Source organism: Dactylosporangium aurantiacum (assembly GCF_000716715.1).
GTDB lineage: Bacteria > Actinomycetota > Actinomycetes > Mycobacteriales > Micromonosporaceae > Dactylosporangium > Dactylosporangium aurantiacum.
The window spans coordinates 147,274-163,187 of sequence record NZ_JNYJ01000002.1; the positions used below are offsets into that span (position 1 = coordinate 147,274).

Genomic DNA, 15,914 nt, shown 5'->3' on the forward strand with positions numbered 1-15,914 from the left:
GCCGGTTCCACCGATCGGCGCCCGATCCCGGCCCACCACGGGACCCGCCCCCGCCGCCGCGTGCCGGTGCGGTGACCACCGGTGACCGCGCCGGGACCGCGCCGGGACCGCGGTCAGTGCACGAACACCGGTGCGTCCGTGGCCGCCGGGCGGCCGCCGGGCAGCGCCGCCGCCAGCAGCAGCGCGGCGACCGCGGCGGTGACCGCGGCGACGGTGTACGCGTCGGTGAACCCCGCGACCGCCGCCGGCCCGGCCGCCGGGTCCACGCCGGCGGCGGCGACCGACGACGCGATCGCGACGCCGAGGGCCGCGCCGAGCTCGTGGCCGGTGTTCAGCACGCCGGACGCGCTGCCCGCCGCGTGCCCCTCGACGCCGGTCATCACCGAGGTGGACGCGGTGACGAAGCCGGCGCCGAGGCCGGCGGCGGCCAGGACGAACCCGGGCAGCACCGCCCGCAGCGGGTCGTCGTGCGCCGACACCCCGGCGAGGAGGGCGAAGCCGGCCGCCGCGGCGGCGAAGGCGGCGAACGCGACCGGGCGGGCACCGAAGCGGCGCAGGCCGTGCGCGGCCGCGTGCGCCGCCGCGACGGTGGCCACGGTGACCGGCAGGAACAGCAGGCCGGTGCGCAGCGCCGAGTACCCGAACACGTGCTGGGCGAGTGTCGAGGTGAGGAAGAACCCGGCGACGAGCAGCCCGGACGCGGCCAGCATGACGGCGTTGCCGGCAAGGACCGGCCGCCGCCGCAGCAGCGTGACCGGCAGCAGCGGCGTGCGGGCGGTGCGCTGCACCACGGCGGCCGCGGCGGCGAGCCCGGCGGCGGCCGCGATCGGCAGCCAGGTGCCGGTGGACGTCCAACCGGCGCCGCCGGCCCGGGTCAGGCCGTGGATCAGCGCGGCGGCCGCCCCGGTCAGCAGCAGCGCGCCCGGGACGTCGACGCGGCCGCGGTACCGCGGCGACCGGGGCACGACGACGGCCACCGCACCGCCGACGGCCACGCCGATCGGCACGTTGACGAAGAACACCCAGCTCCAGCCGGGTCCGGAGACGAGCAACCCGCCGACGAGCACACCGGCGGCGGCGCCGGCACCGCCGACGGCGCCCCACACCGCGAGCGCCCGGTGGCGGCGCGGGCCGTGGAACATCGTGCTGACGACGGCCAGGGCGGCCGGGGACAGCAGCGCCGCGCCCACGCCCTGCGCCGCCCGCGCGGCCAGCAGGGTCGCCGGGCCGCCGGCCAGCCCGGCCGCCAGCGACGCCGCGGTGAACACGGCGAGGCCGGTGAGGAAGACGGCGCGCCGGCCGAGGACGTCGGCGAGGCGGCCGCCCAGCACGAGCAGCCCGCCGAAGCACAGGGTGTACGCGGTGACCACCCAGGTCGCCGCCGCCCGGTCCAGCCGTAGGTCGGTGGCGAGCCGCGGCAGCGCGACGTTCACGACCGTGACGTCCAGGATGACCATGAACTGGGCCAGGCAGAGCAGGGCGAGCACGCCCCAGCCGCCGCGGCGGCCGGTGCCGGCCGGATGATGATGAGGCATGACCGTCACTCCTATGTCGTACAGCGATGTACGGTTTACCGTAGCGGGTCGTCGGCCTAAACTGAACATGTGTGTTCGGTTTCATGGACTGGTAGGGTGCGTGCGGAGGTGCCGATGGCAGCGACGACGAAGGCGGCGGACGGCGGCGACGGGGCGGGCCGCCCGCGGGGCAGCCGCGCCGACGCGCAGCGCAACGTGGGTGCGATCCTCGACGCCGCCCGGGAGTGCCTGTCGGTCGACCCGACCGCGAGCATGCAGGAGGTCGCCCGCGCCGCCGGGGTCGGCCGGGTGACGCTGTACAGCCACTTCGGCTCCCGGGCCGAGCTGCTGGACGCCGTGTTCACCAGGGTCATGGCCGACGCCGACCGGGCCCTGGCCGACGTGGACCTCACCGGTGACGAGCGCGCCGCCCTCGCCCGGCTGGTCAGGTCGTCCTGGCGGATCGTCGAGCAGTTCCGGCTGCTGCTCTTCGCCGCCCAGCTGGAGCTGCCCGCCGACCGGATCCGCGAGTACCACGACCGCCCCCTCGGCCGGGTCGAGGCGCTGATCAGGCGGGGGCGGCGCAGCGGGGTGTTCCGGACCGACCTGCCGGTGTCCTGGATGGCGAGCGTCTTCTACGGCGTCATCCACGGCGCCGCCGAGGAGATCAACGCCGGGCGGCTCACCGCCGAGCGGGCCCCGAAGGTGATCATCGCGACGCTGCTGCCGGCGTTCGCGCCCGCCGCGCCCGCCGCGCCCGCCGCGTCGCGGTGAGCCGCGGGCCGGCGGCGCCGGCCCGCGGGTGCCGGTCAGCCGCGCCGGTCAGCCGCGCCGGTCAGCCGCGCCGGTCAGCCGCGCCGGTCAGCCGCGCCGGTCGGCCGCGCCGGTCAGCCGCGCCGGCGCGGGGTCGCGTAGGGGTCGGTGAGCTCGCGCAGCTCGGCGAGGGTCTCGCGCAGCTGCCGGGTGCGGGCCCGGCCGAGGTGCGCCTCCCAGGCGGCCTCGATGTCGCGCACGACCGGGATGCTGAGCTCGACGATCTCGTGTCCCTTCGCGGTCAGCGTGACCAGGCGGGCCCGCGCGTCGTCGGGGTCGGCGACCCGCTCGACGTAGCCGGCCCGCTCCAGCTGGTCGACGATGGAGCCGACGGTCTGCTTGCTCACCTGTGCCGCCTCGGCCAGCTCCGCCAGCCGCGAGCCGCCCGGGGCGATGCGCTGGAACACCCGGGCCTGGTTGAGCGGCAGGTCGTGCCCGTGCTCGCGCAGCGCCGCCAGCACCGCCGACTCCATCGCCCGGTACGGGATGAACAACAGCAGCCCCAGGTTCAGCTCCTCCATGCGTCCATGATTGCAGAAGTCCGAGCTTCGGACTAAAGTGGTCCGAAGTTCGGACTTTATTTGGGGGCGTCATGGACGAGTCGTACTGGTCCGCGGTCCAGGCCATGCGCCTGCGCGTCGCCGACCTGCTGGAGACGATCGAGCCGGCCGAGTGGGACGCGCCGTCGCTGTGCGAGGGGTGGCGGGTCCGCGACGTCGCCGGTCACCTGGTCACGGTCCCCACCATCACCACCTGGGACCTGATCGCCACCGCGCCGCGCGCCCGCGGCAACGTCAACCGGATGAACACCCTGACCGCGGTCCGCGCCGGGGCACGGGAGCCCGGCGAGCTCGTCGCCGGCCTGCGTCGCCACGCCGGCGACCGGCGTACGGCGGCGGTGCTCGACACCCGCAACGCGCTCTTCGACGTCGTCGTGCACTACCAGGACATCGGCGCGCCGCTGGGCCGGCCCTGCCCGGTGCCGGTCGGGTACACCGCCCGCGGCCTGGACCGGGTGTGGCGGATGGGCTGGCCGTTCAACGCCCGGCGCCGCCTGGCGGGCGTCACCCTGCGCGCGACCGACACGCCGTGGACGGTGGGCGCCGGCCCCGAGGTGGCCGGCCCGGCCCTGTCCCTGCTGCTCCTGCTCACCGGCCGCACCGCCGTCGCCGCCCCCACCCTGGAGGGCCCCGGCCTCGCCACCGTCACCGCCCGGGCCGCCTGAGCCGGGCGCGGCGGCCGACCCGCCGGCCGGTCAAGCTCCAGTGCCGTTCCAGGGCGAGCGCGAGCCGCCACCGCCAGTCCTCGGCGGTGCCGTCCACGCCCGGGTGCCCGTCGGTGCGGCCGGGCCAGTCGACCGGCAGCGACAGCACGCGCTCGGCGGTGAACGTGTCCGCGTCCGGGCCCAGGTCGCCGCGCAGCAGGCCGCGGACCAGGGCGAGGTCGACCGTGGTGTGCTCGGCCAGCAGCGTGGCGTCGTACAGGTCCTTGCCCTTCGGGCACCGCTCGGTGCACAGCCACCGCAGCTTCCACGCCAGGGCGAGCGGCGCGGGCGCGGCGAGGACCGGCCGGTCGATGCCGGGCAGGGTGAGCGGCTCGGGCGCCAGCGGCAGGTGCTCGCCGAAGGCCAGGTCGATCTGGACGGCGCCGGCGGGGGCGCCGGGGACCTGGAACGGCACGGTGAGGCGGTGGCCGTCGGTGCGCTCGTACGTCCGGATCGCCGAGCGCGTGGTCCGCTGCGGCCGCAGGCCTGCACCCGGGTCGGCGGCGAGCGCGGCGGTGACGCCGGCGAGCAGCTCGCGGGCCTGCGGGCTGTCGCCGGTGATGCCGGCCGGGGTGACGACGTAGTCGAGGTCGCCGGGCTCGCGGGCGGCCTCGCCGACCCACGCGGCCATCGTGACGCTGCCGCGCAGCACCAGGTGCTCCGCCCAGCGGCTGCGGGTGAGCACGCCGAGCACGTGCTCCAGGGCCGCGCGGCGGGCCCGGCGCCGGCCGGTGCCCTCGCCGGCGACGGTGTCCTCGTCGGCGACGGTGGTCTCGCCGGCGGCGGGCGGGTGCCGCCCGGCCACCGGGTCGTCGGGGCGGCCGTCGAGCCAGCCGCGGTCCAGGCCGAGGTTGGAGTCGTCCACCACGTACTCCTGCTCCACCTCGACGACCTCCAGCCCGGCGCCGCGCAGGGTGGCGACGAACGCGTCGAGGCGCGCCGTCGCGGTGGCCAGGCCCACCCCGTGGCAGCGGGCGGTGAGGAAGCGCTCCTGGCGGCCCTCGCCGTCGCGGCGCCGCGCGTTGCGGGACAGCCGGGCGCCGTAGGCGGCGCCGGCGTCGGCGGCGACCCGCATCGCGGCGACCGGGGCGGCGGCCGGCAGCAGCAGCTTCACGTGGTGCTCGAAGTACCGCCCGGGCGGCTCGGCGGCCGCGGCGGCGTCGTCCTGCGGTACCCCGGCGCACCACGGCGCCGCCTCGATCTTCACCCGGGTCACCGGTGTGCCGCGGGCGACGAGCCGCTCCCGCCACTGCCGGGCGAGCGCCCGCACCTCGTCGAGGGTGCCGCGGGCGGGCACCGTCAGCATCGGCTGCGACGGGTGCCGCCCCTGGTCGAGCACGATGTGCACGAACCGCACGCCGTGGCGTGCGGCGAGGTCCGCGAGGTCCTGCGCCCCGGACCCGCCGGCGGTCAGGTGGATCTCGAACGTCCCGGCGATCTCGGTCACCGGTGCAGCGTAGGACACCGGTTCCCGCGGCCGCCGGTTCACACGGCGGCCACCGGTTCACACGGCCGGCGGTTCACACGGCCGGCGGCAGGCCGAACGGGCCGAACACGGCCGGGTCGGCGAACGTGACGCAGCGCCGGACGAGGCCGCCCGCGACGGTGAACACCTGGAGCGAGTGGGCCCGGCCGTCCGCCGTGTACGCGGCCAGGGCCGGGCCGCCGTTGGCCCGCACCGGCACCAGGCGCCAGCCGGTGCCGCGCATGACGTAGACCCGCTCGATGAACCGCCGGTAGTCGTCGCGGCCGGACAGCCACAGCGCGACCGGGGGCATCTCCAGCGCCACGTCGTCGGCGAGCAGCCGGGTCAGCGCCGGTACGTCGGCCGCCTCGAACGCGGCGAGGTACCGCTCCACGACGGCGTGCTCGCCGGGGTCGGCGGGCCCGCGCAGCTCGTCGAGGACCGGCCCGGCGGCCCGCAGCGTGGTGCGGGCCCGTTGCAGGCTGCTGTTCACCGACGCGACGCTGCTGTTGAGGACCTGCGCGACCTCGGCGGCCGGCAGCTGCAGCACCTCGCGCAGCACCAGCGCCGCCCGCTGCCGGGCCGGTAGCAGCTGCAGCGCGGCGATCAGGGCGAGGCGCAGCCCGGCGCGCTGCTGCGCGACGTCGGCCGGGTCGCCGAGCCGGGCGTCGGGGAACGGCTGCAGCCACGGCACGTCCAGGCTCGGCCGCAGCGGCGCATGCGGGTCGCCGGCCGGGCCCAGCCCGCTCGGCAGCGGCCGCCGGGCCCGGCCCTCCAAGGCGTCGAGGCAGGCGTTGGTGGCGATGCGGTGCAGCCAGGTGCGCGGGGAGGCGCGCAGCGGGTCGTACCGGCCGGCGGCGCGCCAGGCCCGCAGCAGCGTCTCCTGGACCAGGTCCTCGGCCTCGTCGAGGGAGCCGAGCATCCGGTAGCAGTGCGCCAGCAGGTCACCCCGGTAGGCCTCGAACGTCTCGTACCCGGGCTGCGCCGCTGCGTCCACCACGCCGACGAGCGTACGTCGCGCGACCCGCCGACCGATGAGTCCGGCGGGCGGTGCCCGTACATGTCGGATGAAGGCGGCCGGACGTCGGCCGCCACGACGGAAGGACACCCCTCGTGGGCGACATCATCGTCATCCAGTTCGTCACGCTCGACGGCGTGGTCTCCGACCCCGACGGGCGGTGGGGCACCGGCCACGGCGGCTGGGCGTTCCGGTTCGGCGACGGCCCCGTCAGCGGCGACAAGTTCCAGCTCGGCGACCGGATGGAGCGGGGCGTCCAGCTGTACGGGCGGCGCACCTGGGAGCACTTCGCCCGGCTGTGGCCCGGCCGCGACAGCGACTACGCCGCGGTGATGAACCGGGTGCCGAAGCGGGTCGCGACCCGCACCGGCTGCGACCCGGCCGCCTGGTCGAACTCGGCGGTCGTGGACGGCGACCCCGTCGCCTGGGCCGCGGCGGAGCGCGACCACCGCGACGTGGTGGTGATCGGCAGCCTGAGCCTGGTCCGCCAGCTCGCCGCGGCCGACGTCGTCGACGAGTACCGGCTGATCACGTTCCCGCTGGCGGTGGGGGAGGGCGACCGGCTGTTCACCGCGCCGGCCGGGTTCCGGTTCACGCGGGTCGAGCCGGCCGGCCCGGCGACGCTGAGCGTGCTGCGCCGCGACCGCGGCTGACCGCTCAGCCGTCCGGGACCGGCCGGGCCCGCGTCAGGGGCCGCTCCAGCGGGCGACGAACTCGGTGCGGTTGGCGCTGCCGGTCTTGGCCAGGATGCTGCGCACGTGCGACTCGACGGTGCGCTCCGACAGCACCAGGCGGGTCGCGATCTGCCGGTTGGTGAGCGCCTGCGCGAGCAGGGCGGCGATCTCGCGTTCCCGGCCGGTGAGCGGGTCGGCCTGGTCACGCTCGGCGGCGATCTCGGCGGCGAGGCGCCCGGCGGCGGCGACGGTGCCCGGCATGTCGAGGCGGGCGGCGGCGTCCAGGGCCTCCTGGGTGAGGCGGGCCGCCTCAGCCAGCTCGGTGCGGCCGCGCAGCACCCGGGCCAGGCTCAGCAGGGTCAGCGCGGTGTCGGGGCGGGCGCCGATCGCCCGGTTGCGCTGCAGCGCCTCGCGCAGCAGCTCGACCGCGCCGGCGGTGTCGCCGGCGACCGCGGCGAACTCGCCGAGGTGGCGGCTGACGGTGCCGCAGTAGAACACCGTCGCCGTGCCGATCGCGCCCGGGTACGGCCGGTACGGCAGCAGCTGCCGGTACGCGGCCTCGGCGGTGGCCGCGTCGTCGAACCGTTCGACGAGCCCGGTCAGCTGGACGAGCACCCCGGCCCAGGCGGGATGGTCGGTGCGGACCCGCAGCGTGGCGCGGAGCCGGTCGTACACGTCGCGGCACTCGTGGACGGACCCGGTCAGGGCGAGGGCGTTGGCCCGCTGGATGTCCACGAGCGGCACCAGCGGGGCGGCGGCGAACGCGGCGTCCAGGCCGTCGGGCAGGGCCGCCGGGTCGCCGCGCAGCACCGCCAGGTACACCCCGTGCGCGAAGTGCATCACCGCCCCGCTCGGGTCGCCGCAGCGCTCGGCGACCGCGGTCGCCCGGTGGCTGTGCGCCACCGACTCGGCGAACCGGCCGGCGAGCGCGGCCCGGCTGGCGAGCATCCGGTGCCGGTGCCACTGCAGGACGGGCAGCGGCGTGCGGGCGGCGAGGTCCTCGATGGCGGCGGACGCCGACTCGACCACGTCGAGGCGGCCGGTGAGGTACCCGGTCTGCATCCGCCACTCGTGCCCGATGAGCGCGGACAGCGGCTGCCCGAGCGCCTCGGCGCGGTCGACCACCAGGTCGCCGAGGCGCAGCCGCTCGGGGGTGTCGCCGGCGTCGAGGAGGGTCATCTCCCGGGCGCGGGCCGCGTCGAGCTCCGCGTGCGGGTCGCCGCTCGCCGTCGCCAGCCGCAGCGCCTCCCGGGCCGGCCCCTCGGCCTGTGCGACCCGCCCGGCGTCGGCGGTCATGACGGCCAGCTGCGCCATGACCCGGGCCCGTGCGGCGTCGCCGAGGTCCGGGTACGCCAGCGCCCGCTGGCACAGCCGGGTCAGCACGCTGGCCGCCTGCGGGAACGTCACCCCCTGCAGCACCAGCGCGGCGGCCGCGACGAGGTCACCGCGCCCGGCGCCGGCGGCGAGGTCGGCCGCGTCGTCGCAGTGCGCGAGGCAGGGCTCGTACCGGCCGGCGAGGTACTCGGCCCGGGCCAGCTCCAGCAGCACCTCCGCCCGCTGCGCCGCCGGGACGTCCACCGTGGACAGGTCGGTGAGCGCGCCGGCGAGGTGGCCGGCCGCGTCGTCGTACGCGTGGGCCGCCTGGGCCTGCGCCGCGGCCCGGCGGGACCACGCGGCGGCGGCCCGGCGGTCGTCGGGGCCGGCGCCGGCCTGCCGCCAGTGCGCGGCGATGCGGGCCGCGGGCTCGCCGCCGGCGGCCTCCAGGGCCTGCGCGGCGCGGCGGGCCAGCCGCCGCCGGGCGGCCGGTGCCAGCCCGGCCACGATCTCGGCCCGCACCAGGGCGTGCGCGAACCGGTACCCCGTGGCGTCGCCGGCGGCGGTGAGCAGCCCGGCGTGCCACGCGGCGGTGAGGGCGCCCGGCACGGCGCCGGCCGGTGCGCCGCCGGCCCCGGTGACGACCACGGTGAGCAGCGGCTCGTCGACCTCCTCGCCGAGCACCGCGGCGGCCCGCACCACCTCGCGCTGGTCCGGGGTGAGCGCGGCCAGCAGGGTACGCGCCACCGTCGGCAGGTCGCCGTGCCCGGCGCGGACCGCCGCGACGAGCAGCGGCAGGCCCCCGGTGTCGGCGTGGACGCCGGGCGCGACCGCGGGACCGACCAGCTCGGCGACCTCGTCGGGGGTGAACGGGGCGAGGGGGAGCGTGACCGCGCCGTACCGGCCCAGTTCGGCCAGGCGCAGCGCCACCTCCTCCGGCGCCGGCGAGCGGACGGTGCCGAGCACGGCGATCCCGGTGCCGGTCGCCTCCTGCGCCACGTGCCGCAGCAGGTCCAGCGACGCCGTGTCGGCCCAGTGCAGGTCCTCCAGCGCGACCACCATCGGACCGGCGGCGAGGACCGCGTCGCTCATCCGGGCGAGCTCGGCGAACCGGGCCGACGCGGCCGCGCCCGTCTCCACCGCCGACCCGTCGGTGAGCCGCACCCCGGCCCGGCGCAGGGCGGCCCGCCACGGCCACAGCGGCGGCGCCGGCTCGGCCGGGCACCAGCCGCGCACCGCCGCCGTCCCCGCCTGCCGCAGCGCCCGCTCCAGCAGCATGGTCTTGCCGACGCCGGCGGGCCCCTCGACCAGCACCACCCCACCGGCGTCCGCGAGCCGGCCGGTCAGCGCGGCGAGCTCGGCGCGGCGACCGACGAACACGTCATCCGGCACGGACACCCGCCCAGTATGCGGGTGTCCCAGTGGCCGGGTTCAGTGCCGGGTCCAGTGGCGGTACGGATGTCCGCGCCCCCGCGCGGCGGCACGCTCGACGGCATGGACATCTCCACGCACCCGCTGCCCGACGCCGACCCGGTCGACACCGGCTGGGTCGACGCGGCCCTCAGCACCGCATACGCCGCGGGCGACCCGGTCGGGGCGCTCGTCGGCTGCCCGCTCGACGGCGGCGACGGGCTCATGCTCGCCGGGTGGCCGGACCCGGCCCCGGACCTGTTCGAGCAGCCGTACGCGCTCGTCGAGGCGCTCGCCGGGCAGGGCGCCGGACCTGCCCGGTTCATGCAGGTCGTCGCGTTCGACGGGCCACGTTCACCCGAATGGGTCGCCGCCGAGCAGGCCGCCGCGCACGGGCGGCTGTGGCCCGCCGTCCGCGAGGTCCCCGGCATCGTCTGGACGCTGCGGCTGCGCGCCGCGGACGGCGGCACGAGCGTCGTGACGCTCGCCGAGACGGCCGACGCGATCGACGCGGCGGTCCGGGCGGTCATGTCGACCAGCCTCCTGCCGGGCGAGGACCCGCGGCTGCTCACCGGCCCTGACCGGATGGGCGTGTACCGCCTCATGCACGCCGACCTGCCGATCCCGGCGGCCGGCGGGTCCGCGGGGGGTGGCGCATGAGCACCGTCACCGCCGTGGCCGCCGGCACGTGGCGCGTCGAGACGCCGGCCCGGGCCGGGTTCGCCGCCCGGAACTTCGGCGTGCGGACCGTCCGCGGCACCCTCGCCGTCACCGCCGGCACCCTCGAGCTCGGCCCCGACGGCCGGCCGGTCCGCCTGTCGGGCGCCCTCGACGCCGCGTCCGTCGACACCGGCAACCCGCGGCGGGACCGGGACCTGCGCGGCCGGCGCTTCCTCGACGTGGCGCACCACCCCGTGATCGAGGTGACCGCCGAGCGCTTCGAGGCGACCGCCGCCGGCTGGCTCGCCCACGCCGCCGTGCGGGTCGCCGGCGCGGAAACCACGCTGCCGCTGCACGGCGTGCTCGACGGGGCGCCGGACGGGCAGCGGCTCACGGTGACGGGCACCGCCGCGCTGCACCTGCCCGACGTGGGGATCCGGGTGCCCCGGTTCCTCGTCGGCCGCCGCGTCGAGCTCACCGTCACCGCCCACCTGCGCAGGACCAGCTGACCGGGGAGGACCACCATGACAGGGATCGTCGCGGCGGTGTACGTGACCGCCGCCGGGGACCGCGCGGCGCTGCTCACCGGCCGGCAGCTCGCCGTGCTGCGCGAGACCGTCGGCAGGCTGCGCGACCGGCCGACCGTCGCCGGGGACCGGCCGGACCCCGCGGCGCTGGACGGGCTGGCGCGGGCCCTCGACCCCGGCGACGGCGACCGCACGCCGGTCGTCGCGCTGCCCCCGGACGCGCAGCGGTGGCTGGACCTCGTCCGCCGGCAGGAGACGATCCGCCGGCACCTGCCGCTGCGGGTCCGCCACGCCTGCACGGCGTGCGGCGAGGCGCGCATCGAGGACCCGGCGCGCCGGGCCCGCACGGCGCGGGCCGCCGGGGCCGGCCCGTCCGGCGCGACCCTGGTGCGCACCGCCGAGCTGATCGACGACGACGAGCCGCTCCTCGCGCTGCTGAACTTCGTGGCCGACGCCGCGGACGCCGCCGAGGCGGGCGCGGCCGGCGCCGACGGCGGTCCGGGCGCCCCGTGCGGACGCTGCGACGGCGACACGTTCGACAGCGCGCCCGTCACGTTCTGCCCGTCCTGCCGGGCGGTCCGCGACGAGTCGCTGCTGGTGCGGTGCCCGGCGTGCGGCCACGACTTCGGGTTCGACCCGGGCGGCGGCGACCCGGCGTGGACGAGCCTGCCGGAGGCCCTCGCCGCCCAGCGCAACCAGGTGACGCTGCGCGACCGGTTCCGCGACTTCGAGCACGGGCTGTGGCCCGGGCAGGCGGACGCGCTCGCCGACGCCGTCGGCGGCGGTGAGCGGCTGGTGGTGATGTGCCGGTGCGCCCTGCCCACCGAGATCGGCCGGTACGTGGCGCTCCTGCTCACCACCGCCCGGCTGGTGTGGGCGTGGGAGACGCCGTTCTCGGCGCTGCGCAGCGGCACCGTGCGCTGGAGCGGGGTCCGGGCGGTGCGGCGGCACGGCGAGGGCCGGAGCCGGCCCGAGGCGGGCGTCGCCGTCGAGGTCGACGGCGGTGAGCCGCTCGTGTTCGTCGACTTCCGCGGCACCGGGGTCGACCTCGGCGACACCCCGGTGCGGTGCACCGCGGAGGACCTGTTCGCCCTCATGACGCGGCTGCACGCGGGGGCGTGAGGCGGGCACCGGGCGGCCGCGGGTGGCCGGTGCGCCGGCCCGGGCCCGCCCGGCTGCCCGCCGGGCCGTGACGCGCCGCGGGGTCAGCGCCGCACGACGGTCAGGACCCCCACCGCGGCGGCCCAGATGCCGATCAGCGACCCGGCCGGGAACAGCCCGTCGAAGCGGTCGGTGAACGCGATGGTGGCCGAGGCGAGCCCGAACGCGACCCCGCCCACCAGGCCGAGCACGAGCGTGAGCCGGTTGCCGACGGTCCGGGTCAGCCCACCGGCGACGGCGAGGACCGCGATGCTCAGCGCCCACAGCGAGTCGACGACCGTCTCGTTCCACGTCTGGACGGTCGAGACGGTCGTCGGCTCGCCCCCGGCGAGGGCGTCGGCCTCCAGCGCGGCGAACAGGTGCGCGGTCATGCCGGCGGTGGCGAGCACCCCGACCCACGCCACCGCCCTGGTCACCGCGCGCATCCGCGCGGGCAGGCCGGGGCGGCGGGACACGAGGAAGAAGCCGGCGGTGAACAGGGCGATCGCGGCCAGCAGTAGCGCGTGCGACGGGTACCAGCTCGGCTGCACCAGCATCTCGTGCAGCTGCTGGACCTTGCTGCCCTCGCCGCTGTCGCCGGGGTGCGTGGCGCCGCCGGCGATGAACGCGATGCCGCCCACCACCAGGCACGCACCCGTGGCCAGTTCGGGACGCGTGGTCGTGGACGGGCCGGTCATGACCGGTGTGCTCATGGCTGCCTCCTGCCGGATGGATCCGATGCCGCCTCCGACGGTCCCTGCCGAACGGGTCCCGGCGGATCCGTGCCCGCCCGGCACCTCGCCCAGGGTTAACCCTCATCCGCAGGTGAGGCCGTTGTGCCACGATCGTGCGTGTGGCCGCGGCGGTGAACGCAGACGAGGCCCCGCCCGCCGCCCGTGAGGCGGGGCTCGGCGCGGCGGCGCTGCTCGTCGCCGCGCTCGTCGGTGCCGGCTGGTACCTCGGGTTCCACCTGTCCAACGCCCACAACGGGCTGATCGCGGCGTCGTGGACGGCGGTCGGGCTGTACGTGGTGCGGATGCGGCCCCGGCACCCCGAGGGCTGGCTGTTCGTGCTCACCGGCGTCGTGCACGCGGTGATGTTCTTCGGTCGGCAGTACGGGCTGCACGACGGCCCGCTGCCGGGCGCCTCCTGGCTCGGCTGGCTCGGCGTGTGGCCGGTGCCGCTCGCCGTCGCGGTGTTCGGGTGGACGCTCATGGCGTTCCCCGACGGGCGGCTGCTGCCGCGGCCGTGGCCGGCCGTCGCGTGGGCCATGCTCGCCACCGCCGCCGCGATGTCCCTCGCCTCGGCGCTGTGGCCGGCCGAGTACGACCGGACCGGCCTGGTCGCGCCGCACCCGTTGCACCTTCCGGGCGCCGCCGTGGCCGGCCGGGCCTGGGACCGCCTGCAGTTCGTCTACCTGCTGTTCCAGGTGCTGTGGACGGTCGCGGTCGTGGTCCGGCTGCGCCGGGCCCGCGGCGACGAGGCCCGCCGGCTGCGGTGGCTGGTCTACGCGGTCGTGATGGGCGGGCTGGTCCTCGTCGCCGGGCTGGTCGTGCTCGGCAGCCCGGTGCCGGGGCTGCTCGCGCTGCCGCTGGTGCCGGTCGCGGCCGGGTTCGGGATCCTGCGGTACCGGCTGTACGACATCGACCCGGTGATCAGCCGTACCCTCGTCGTCGGCGCGATGCTGCTGCTCATCACCGCCGGCTATGTCGCGCTCGTGGTGGGCGTCGGCGCCCTCGTGCCGGTGCAGCGCGGCTGGCTGTCGCTGCTGGCGACCGCCGCCGTCGCCGTGGTCTTCGAGCCGCTGCGGCGGCGGGCGCAGCACCTCGCCGACCGGCTCGTGCACGGGCCGCGGGCCACCCCGTACGAGGCGCTGTCGCGGCTGTCGGCACAGCTCGCCGCGGCGCCGGAGGACCTGCTGGACGGCATCGCCGCGACCGTCGCCGGCGCGGTCGGCGCCCGGGAGGTGCGCGTCTGGGTCGGCGACGGCAACGCCATGGTGCCCCGGGCCGGCTGGCCCGCCCCGCCGGCCGGCCCGGCGACCCTGCCGGCGACCCTGCCGGCGACCCTGCCGGCGACCCTGCCGGCGACCCTGCCGGCGACCCTGCCGGCGACCCTGGACGCGTTGCGCCAGGAGCCGCGCTGGCACGTGCGGCCCGTCGTCGTGCGGGGCGCCGTCCGCGGCGCCGTCGCCGTGCGCAAACCGCCCGGCGAGCCGCTCACCGCGGCCGAGGAGCGGCTGCTGACGGACCTGGTCACGCAGACCGGCCTGGCGATCGTGCAGCAGGAGCAGGCCCGGCAGCTGCAGGCGGCCGCGCGGCGCATCGTGGCCGCGGAGGGCGCGGCCCGCCGGCGGCTGGAGCGTGACCTGCACGACGGCGTGCAGCTGCGGCTGGTGACGCTCGGCATGACCCTCGGCGCCCTCGCCGAGCAGGCGAAGGGCGCCGGCGACCTCGCCGACCGGGTCAAGGACGCCCGCGCGCAGCTGCTGCAGGCCACCGCGGAGCTACGGGAGCTGGCCCGCGGCCTGCACCCGGCGGTGCTCACCCAGGACGGCCTGGAGGCGGCGCTGGCCGCCGTCGCGGACCGGTCCGCGATCCCGGTGCGGCTGCGGGTCGACGTGCCGCACCGGCTGCCGCGGGAGGTCGAGGCGACCGCGTACTACCTGGTCAGCGAGGCGGTCACGAACGCCGCCCGGCACTCGGCGGCGGGCGTGGTGACCGTCGCGGTGACCGCAGCCGGCGACGGGCTGCGCGTCGAGGTGGCCGACGACGGCCGCGGCGGCGCGCGACCGGCGGCGGGCGGCGGCCTGCAGGGGCTCGCCGACCGGGTCGCCGCGCTCGGGGCACGCCTCGACGTGGACAGCCCCGCCGGCGGCGGGACCCGGCTCGGGACGGTGCTGCCGTGCGGGTGATCGTCGCCGACGACGCGCTGCTGTTCCGGGAGGGGATGGCCCACATCCTCACCGGGATGGGCTTCGACGTGACCGGCCGGGCCCGGCACGGCGCCGAGCTGGTCGCCCTGGTGCGCCGCGACCCGCCGGACGTGGTCGTCACCGACCTGCGGATGCCGCCCGGCTTCGCCGACGAGGGCATCGAGGCGGCCACCGAGATCCGCTCCTTCGCCCCGCGCGTCGGGCTGATGCTGCTGTCGCAGCACGTCGAGGTGCACCACGCGCTGCGGCTCATGACCGGGTTCGACGGCGCCGTCGGGTACCTGCTCAAGGACCGCGTCTCGGACCTCACGGCGTTCGCCGTCGACATCCGCCGGGTCGCCGCGGGCGAGGTCGTCATCGACCCGGAGCTGGTGTCGCGGCTCGTCGGCCGGCGCCGCGAGCACGACCCGCTGGCCGGCCTCACCGACCGCGAGCGGGAGGTCCTCGCCCTGATGGCGCAGGGCCTGACCAACGCCGCCCTGGCCGAGGAGCTGTTCGTCAGCCCGAAGACCGTCGAGGGGTACGTGCGCAGCATCTTCACCAAGCTCGGCCTGCCCCCCGGGGAGCGCGAGCACCGCCGCGTCCTGGCGGTCCTGCGGTTCCTGCGCAACCACTGACGCGCCCGCCCCGGCCGGGGACGCATCGACCCGGGTGCTCGCGTGTCGCGGCGGGCCGGGCCCGCGACCTGCCCGACGCCTGGGCCGACCGGGTCGTGCACCTGCGCGACGGCCGTACCGGCGCCGCCACCCGCCCCTGTCTCGTCCGCTGAAAGGACACCATGTCCGGATACCTCGCGCTGGAGACCCGCCGGGCCCTGCGCAACCCGCGGTACCTGCTGCTCGCCGTCGCCCTGCCGGCGGTGCTGTTCCTCGGCCAGTTCGCCCGGGCCGGCAACCTGGCGGCGGTCAGCAACGGCGTCATGGGCGTCGGCGCGCCGCTCGGCGGCCTGCTCGTGCCGTTCGTGCTGTTCCCGGCGCCGCTGGTCGGCCCCGCCACCGACCTGGGCCGGGCGCTGCCCACGTACTGGCTGGGCGAGGTCGGCCGGGGCGCCGTCGACGGCCACACCGACGCCGGCAACGCCGCGCTCGTGCTCGCCGCCTGGACGCTCGAGGCGGCCGCCGTGGTCGCGCTGCGGCAGTGGCGCACCACCCGCCGCCGGTGAGCCACGGTGCGGGAAGTG

General features: G+C 77.8%; 15 protein-coding genes. 9 read left to right on the forward strand and 6 right to left on the reverse strand.

Annotation, left to right across the window (positions count from 1 at the left end; translation table 11 throughout):
- Nucleotides 1-113 precede the first annotated feature (113 nt).
- Nucleotides 114-1,535 carry an MFS transporter gene (locus OP18_RS02995; protein ID WP_052386185.1) on the reverse strand — a complete coding sequence of 474 codons (1,422 nt, stop codon included), beginning with the start codon at nucleotides 1,533-1,535 and terminating at the stop codon, nucleotides 114-116.
- Nucleotides 1,536-1,649: 114 nt separating this feature from the next.
- Here OP18_RS02995 and OP18_RS03000 point away from each other — a divergent pair, with 114 nt between their 5' ends.
- Nucleotides 1,650-2,288: a TetR/AcrR family transcriptional regulator gene (locus OP18_RS03000; RefSeq protein ID WP_033357123.1), complete on the forward strand. Its 639-nt coding sequence runs from the start codon at nucleotides 1,650-1,652 to the stop codon at nucleotides 2,286-2,288.
- Nucleotides 2,289-2,401: 113 nt separating this feature from the next.
- Here OP18_RS03000 and OP18_RS03005 read toward each other — a convergent pair whose 3' ends face one another.
- Nucleotides 2,402-2,848 (reverse strand): MarR family winged helix-turn-helix transcriptional regulator, encoded by a 447-nt coding sequence (locus OP18_RS03005; protein WP_211273429.1) that lies wholly within the window; start codon nucleotides 2,846-2,848, stop codon nucleotides 2,402-2,404.
- A gap of 71 nt (nucleotides 2,849-2,919) precedes the next feature.
- Between OP18_RS03005 and OP18_RS03010 the strand changes: the two genes are divergently transcribed.
- A complete protein-coding gene (locus OP18_RS03010; RefSeq protein WP_033357124.1) occupies nucleotides 2,920-3,552 on the forward strand; it encodes a maleylpyruvate isomerase family mycothiol-dependent enzyme in 633 nt (210 codons plus the stop codon).
- On the opposite strand, the gene OP18_RS03015 is transcribed toward OP18_RS03010, so the two are convergent.
- Both OP18_RS03015 and OP18_RS03020 read right to left on the reverse strand, forming a co-directional pair.
- Nucleotides 3,533-5,038: a nucleotidyl transferase AbiEii/AbiGii toxin family protein gene (locus OP18_RS03015; RefSeq protein ID WP_052386186.1), complete on the reverse strand. Its 1,506-nt coding sequence runs from the start codon at nucleotides 5,036-5,038 to the stop codon at nucleotides 3,533-3,535. The two genes, OP18_RS03010 and OP18_RS03015, sit on opposite strands and share 20 nt — an antisense overlap.
- Nucleotides 5,039-5,111: 73 nt before the next feature.
- Nucleotides 5,112-6,056, reverse strand: a complete 945-nt coding sequence (locus OP18_RS03020) for an RNA polymerase subunit sigma-70 (RefSeq protein WP_052386136.1) — start codon at nucleotides 6,054-6,056, stop codon at nucleotides 5,112-5,114.
- A gap of 113 nt (nucleotides 6,057-6,169) precedes the next feature.
- Between OP18_RS03020 and OP18_RS03025 the strand changes: the two genes are divergently transcribed.
- The gene (locus OP18_RS03025; protein WP_033357125.1) at nucleotides 6,170-6,727 is read left to right on the forward strand and encodes a dihydrofolate reductase family protein; all 558 of its coding nucleotides are present in this window, start codon (nucleotides 6,170-6,172) and stop codon (nucleotides 6,725-6,727) included.
- Between the two features lie 33 nt (nucleotides 6,728-6,760).
- Here OP18_RS03025 and OP18_RS03030 read toward each other — a convergent pair whose 3' ends face one another.
- Entirely contained in the window at nucleotides 6,761-9,460 is a 2,700-nt protein-coding gene (locus tag OP18_RS03030; protein WP_081970247.1) for an AAA family ATPase, read from the reverse strand.
- A gap of 60 nt (nucleotides 9,461-9,520) precedes the next feature.
- Here OP18_RS03030 and OP18_RS54740 point away from each other — a divergent pair, with 60 nt between their 5' ends.
- From OP18_RS54740 to OP18_RS03045, 3 genes are read left to right on the forward strand one after another with little or no spacing between them, the layout of a single operon-like run.
- Entirely contained in the window at nucleotides 9,521-10,132 is a 612-nt protein-coding gene (locus OP18_RS54740; RefSeq protein WP_052386137.1) for a hypothetical protein, read from the forward strand.
- The gene (locus OP18_RS51970) at nucleotides 10,129-10,641 is read left to right on the forward strand and encodes a YceI family protein (RefSeq protein ID WP_052386138.1); all 513 of its coding nucleotides are present in this window, start codon (nucleotides 10,129-10,131) and stop codon (nucleotides 10,639-10,641) included. Before OP18_RS54740 ends, OP18_RS51970 begins: the two co-directional genes overlap by 4 nt.
- Nucleotides 10,642-10,656: 15 nt before the next feature.
- Nucleotides 10,657-11,781, forward strand: coding sequence for a zinc ribbon domain-containing protein (locus OP18_RS03045; RefSeq protein WP_033357126.1), 1,125 nt, complete (start codon nucleotides 10,657-10,659; stop codon nucleotides 11,779-11,781).
- An 83-nt stretch (nucleotides 11,782-11,864) separates the two neighbouring features.
- Here OP18_RS03045 and OP18_RS03050 read toward each other — a convergent pair whose 3' ends face one another.
- Complete coding sequence (locus tag OP18_RS03050; RefSeq protein ID WP_033357127.1) at nucleotides 11,865-12,512, reverse strand: hypothetical protein; 648 nt, start codon at nucleotides 12,510-12,512, stop codon at nucleotides 11,865-11,867.
- Nucleotides 12,513-12,664: 152 nt separating this feature from the next.
- On the opposite strand from OP18_RS03050, the gene OP18_RS51975 reads away from it, so the two are divergent.
- The 3 genes from OP18_RS51975 (at nucleotide 12,665) to OP18_RS03065 (ending at nucleotide 15,896) form a co-directional block, all read left to right on the forward strand.
- On the forward strand, nucleotides 12,665-14,713 hold the full coding sequence (locus OP18_RS51975) for a sensor histidine kinase (protein ID WP_162189733.1): 2,049 nt from the start codon (nucleotides 12,665-12,667) through the stop codon (nucleotides 14,711-14,713).
- On the forward strand, nucleotides 14,704-15,351 hold the full coding sequence (locus OP18_RS03060; RefSeq protein WP_033357128.1) for a response regulator transcription factor: 648 nt from the start codon (nucleotides 14,704-14,706) through the stop codon (nucleotides 15,349-15,351). Before OP18_RS51975 ends, OP18_RS03060 begins: the two co-directional genes overlap by 10 nt.
- A 161-nt stretch (nucleotides 15,352-15,512) precedes the next feature.
- Nucleotides 15,513-15,896 (forward strand): hypothetical protein, encoded by a 384-nt coding sequence (locus OP18_RS03065; RefSeq protein ID WP_052386140.1) that lies wholly within the window; start codon nucleotides 15,513-15,515, stop codon nucleotides 15,894-15,896.
- Nucleotides 15,897-15,914 lie beyond the last annotated feature (18 nt).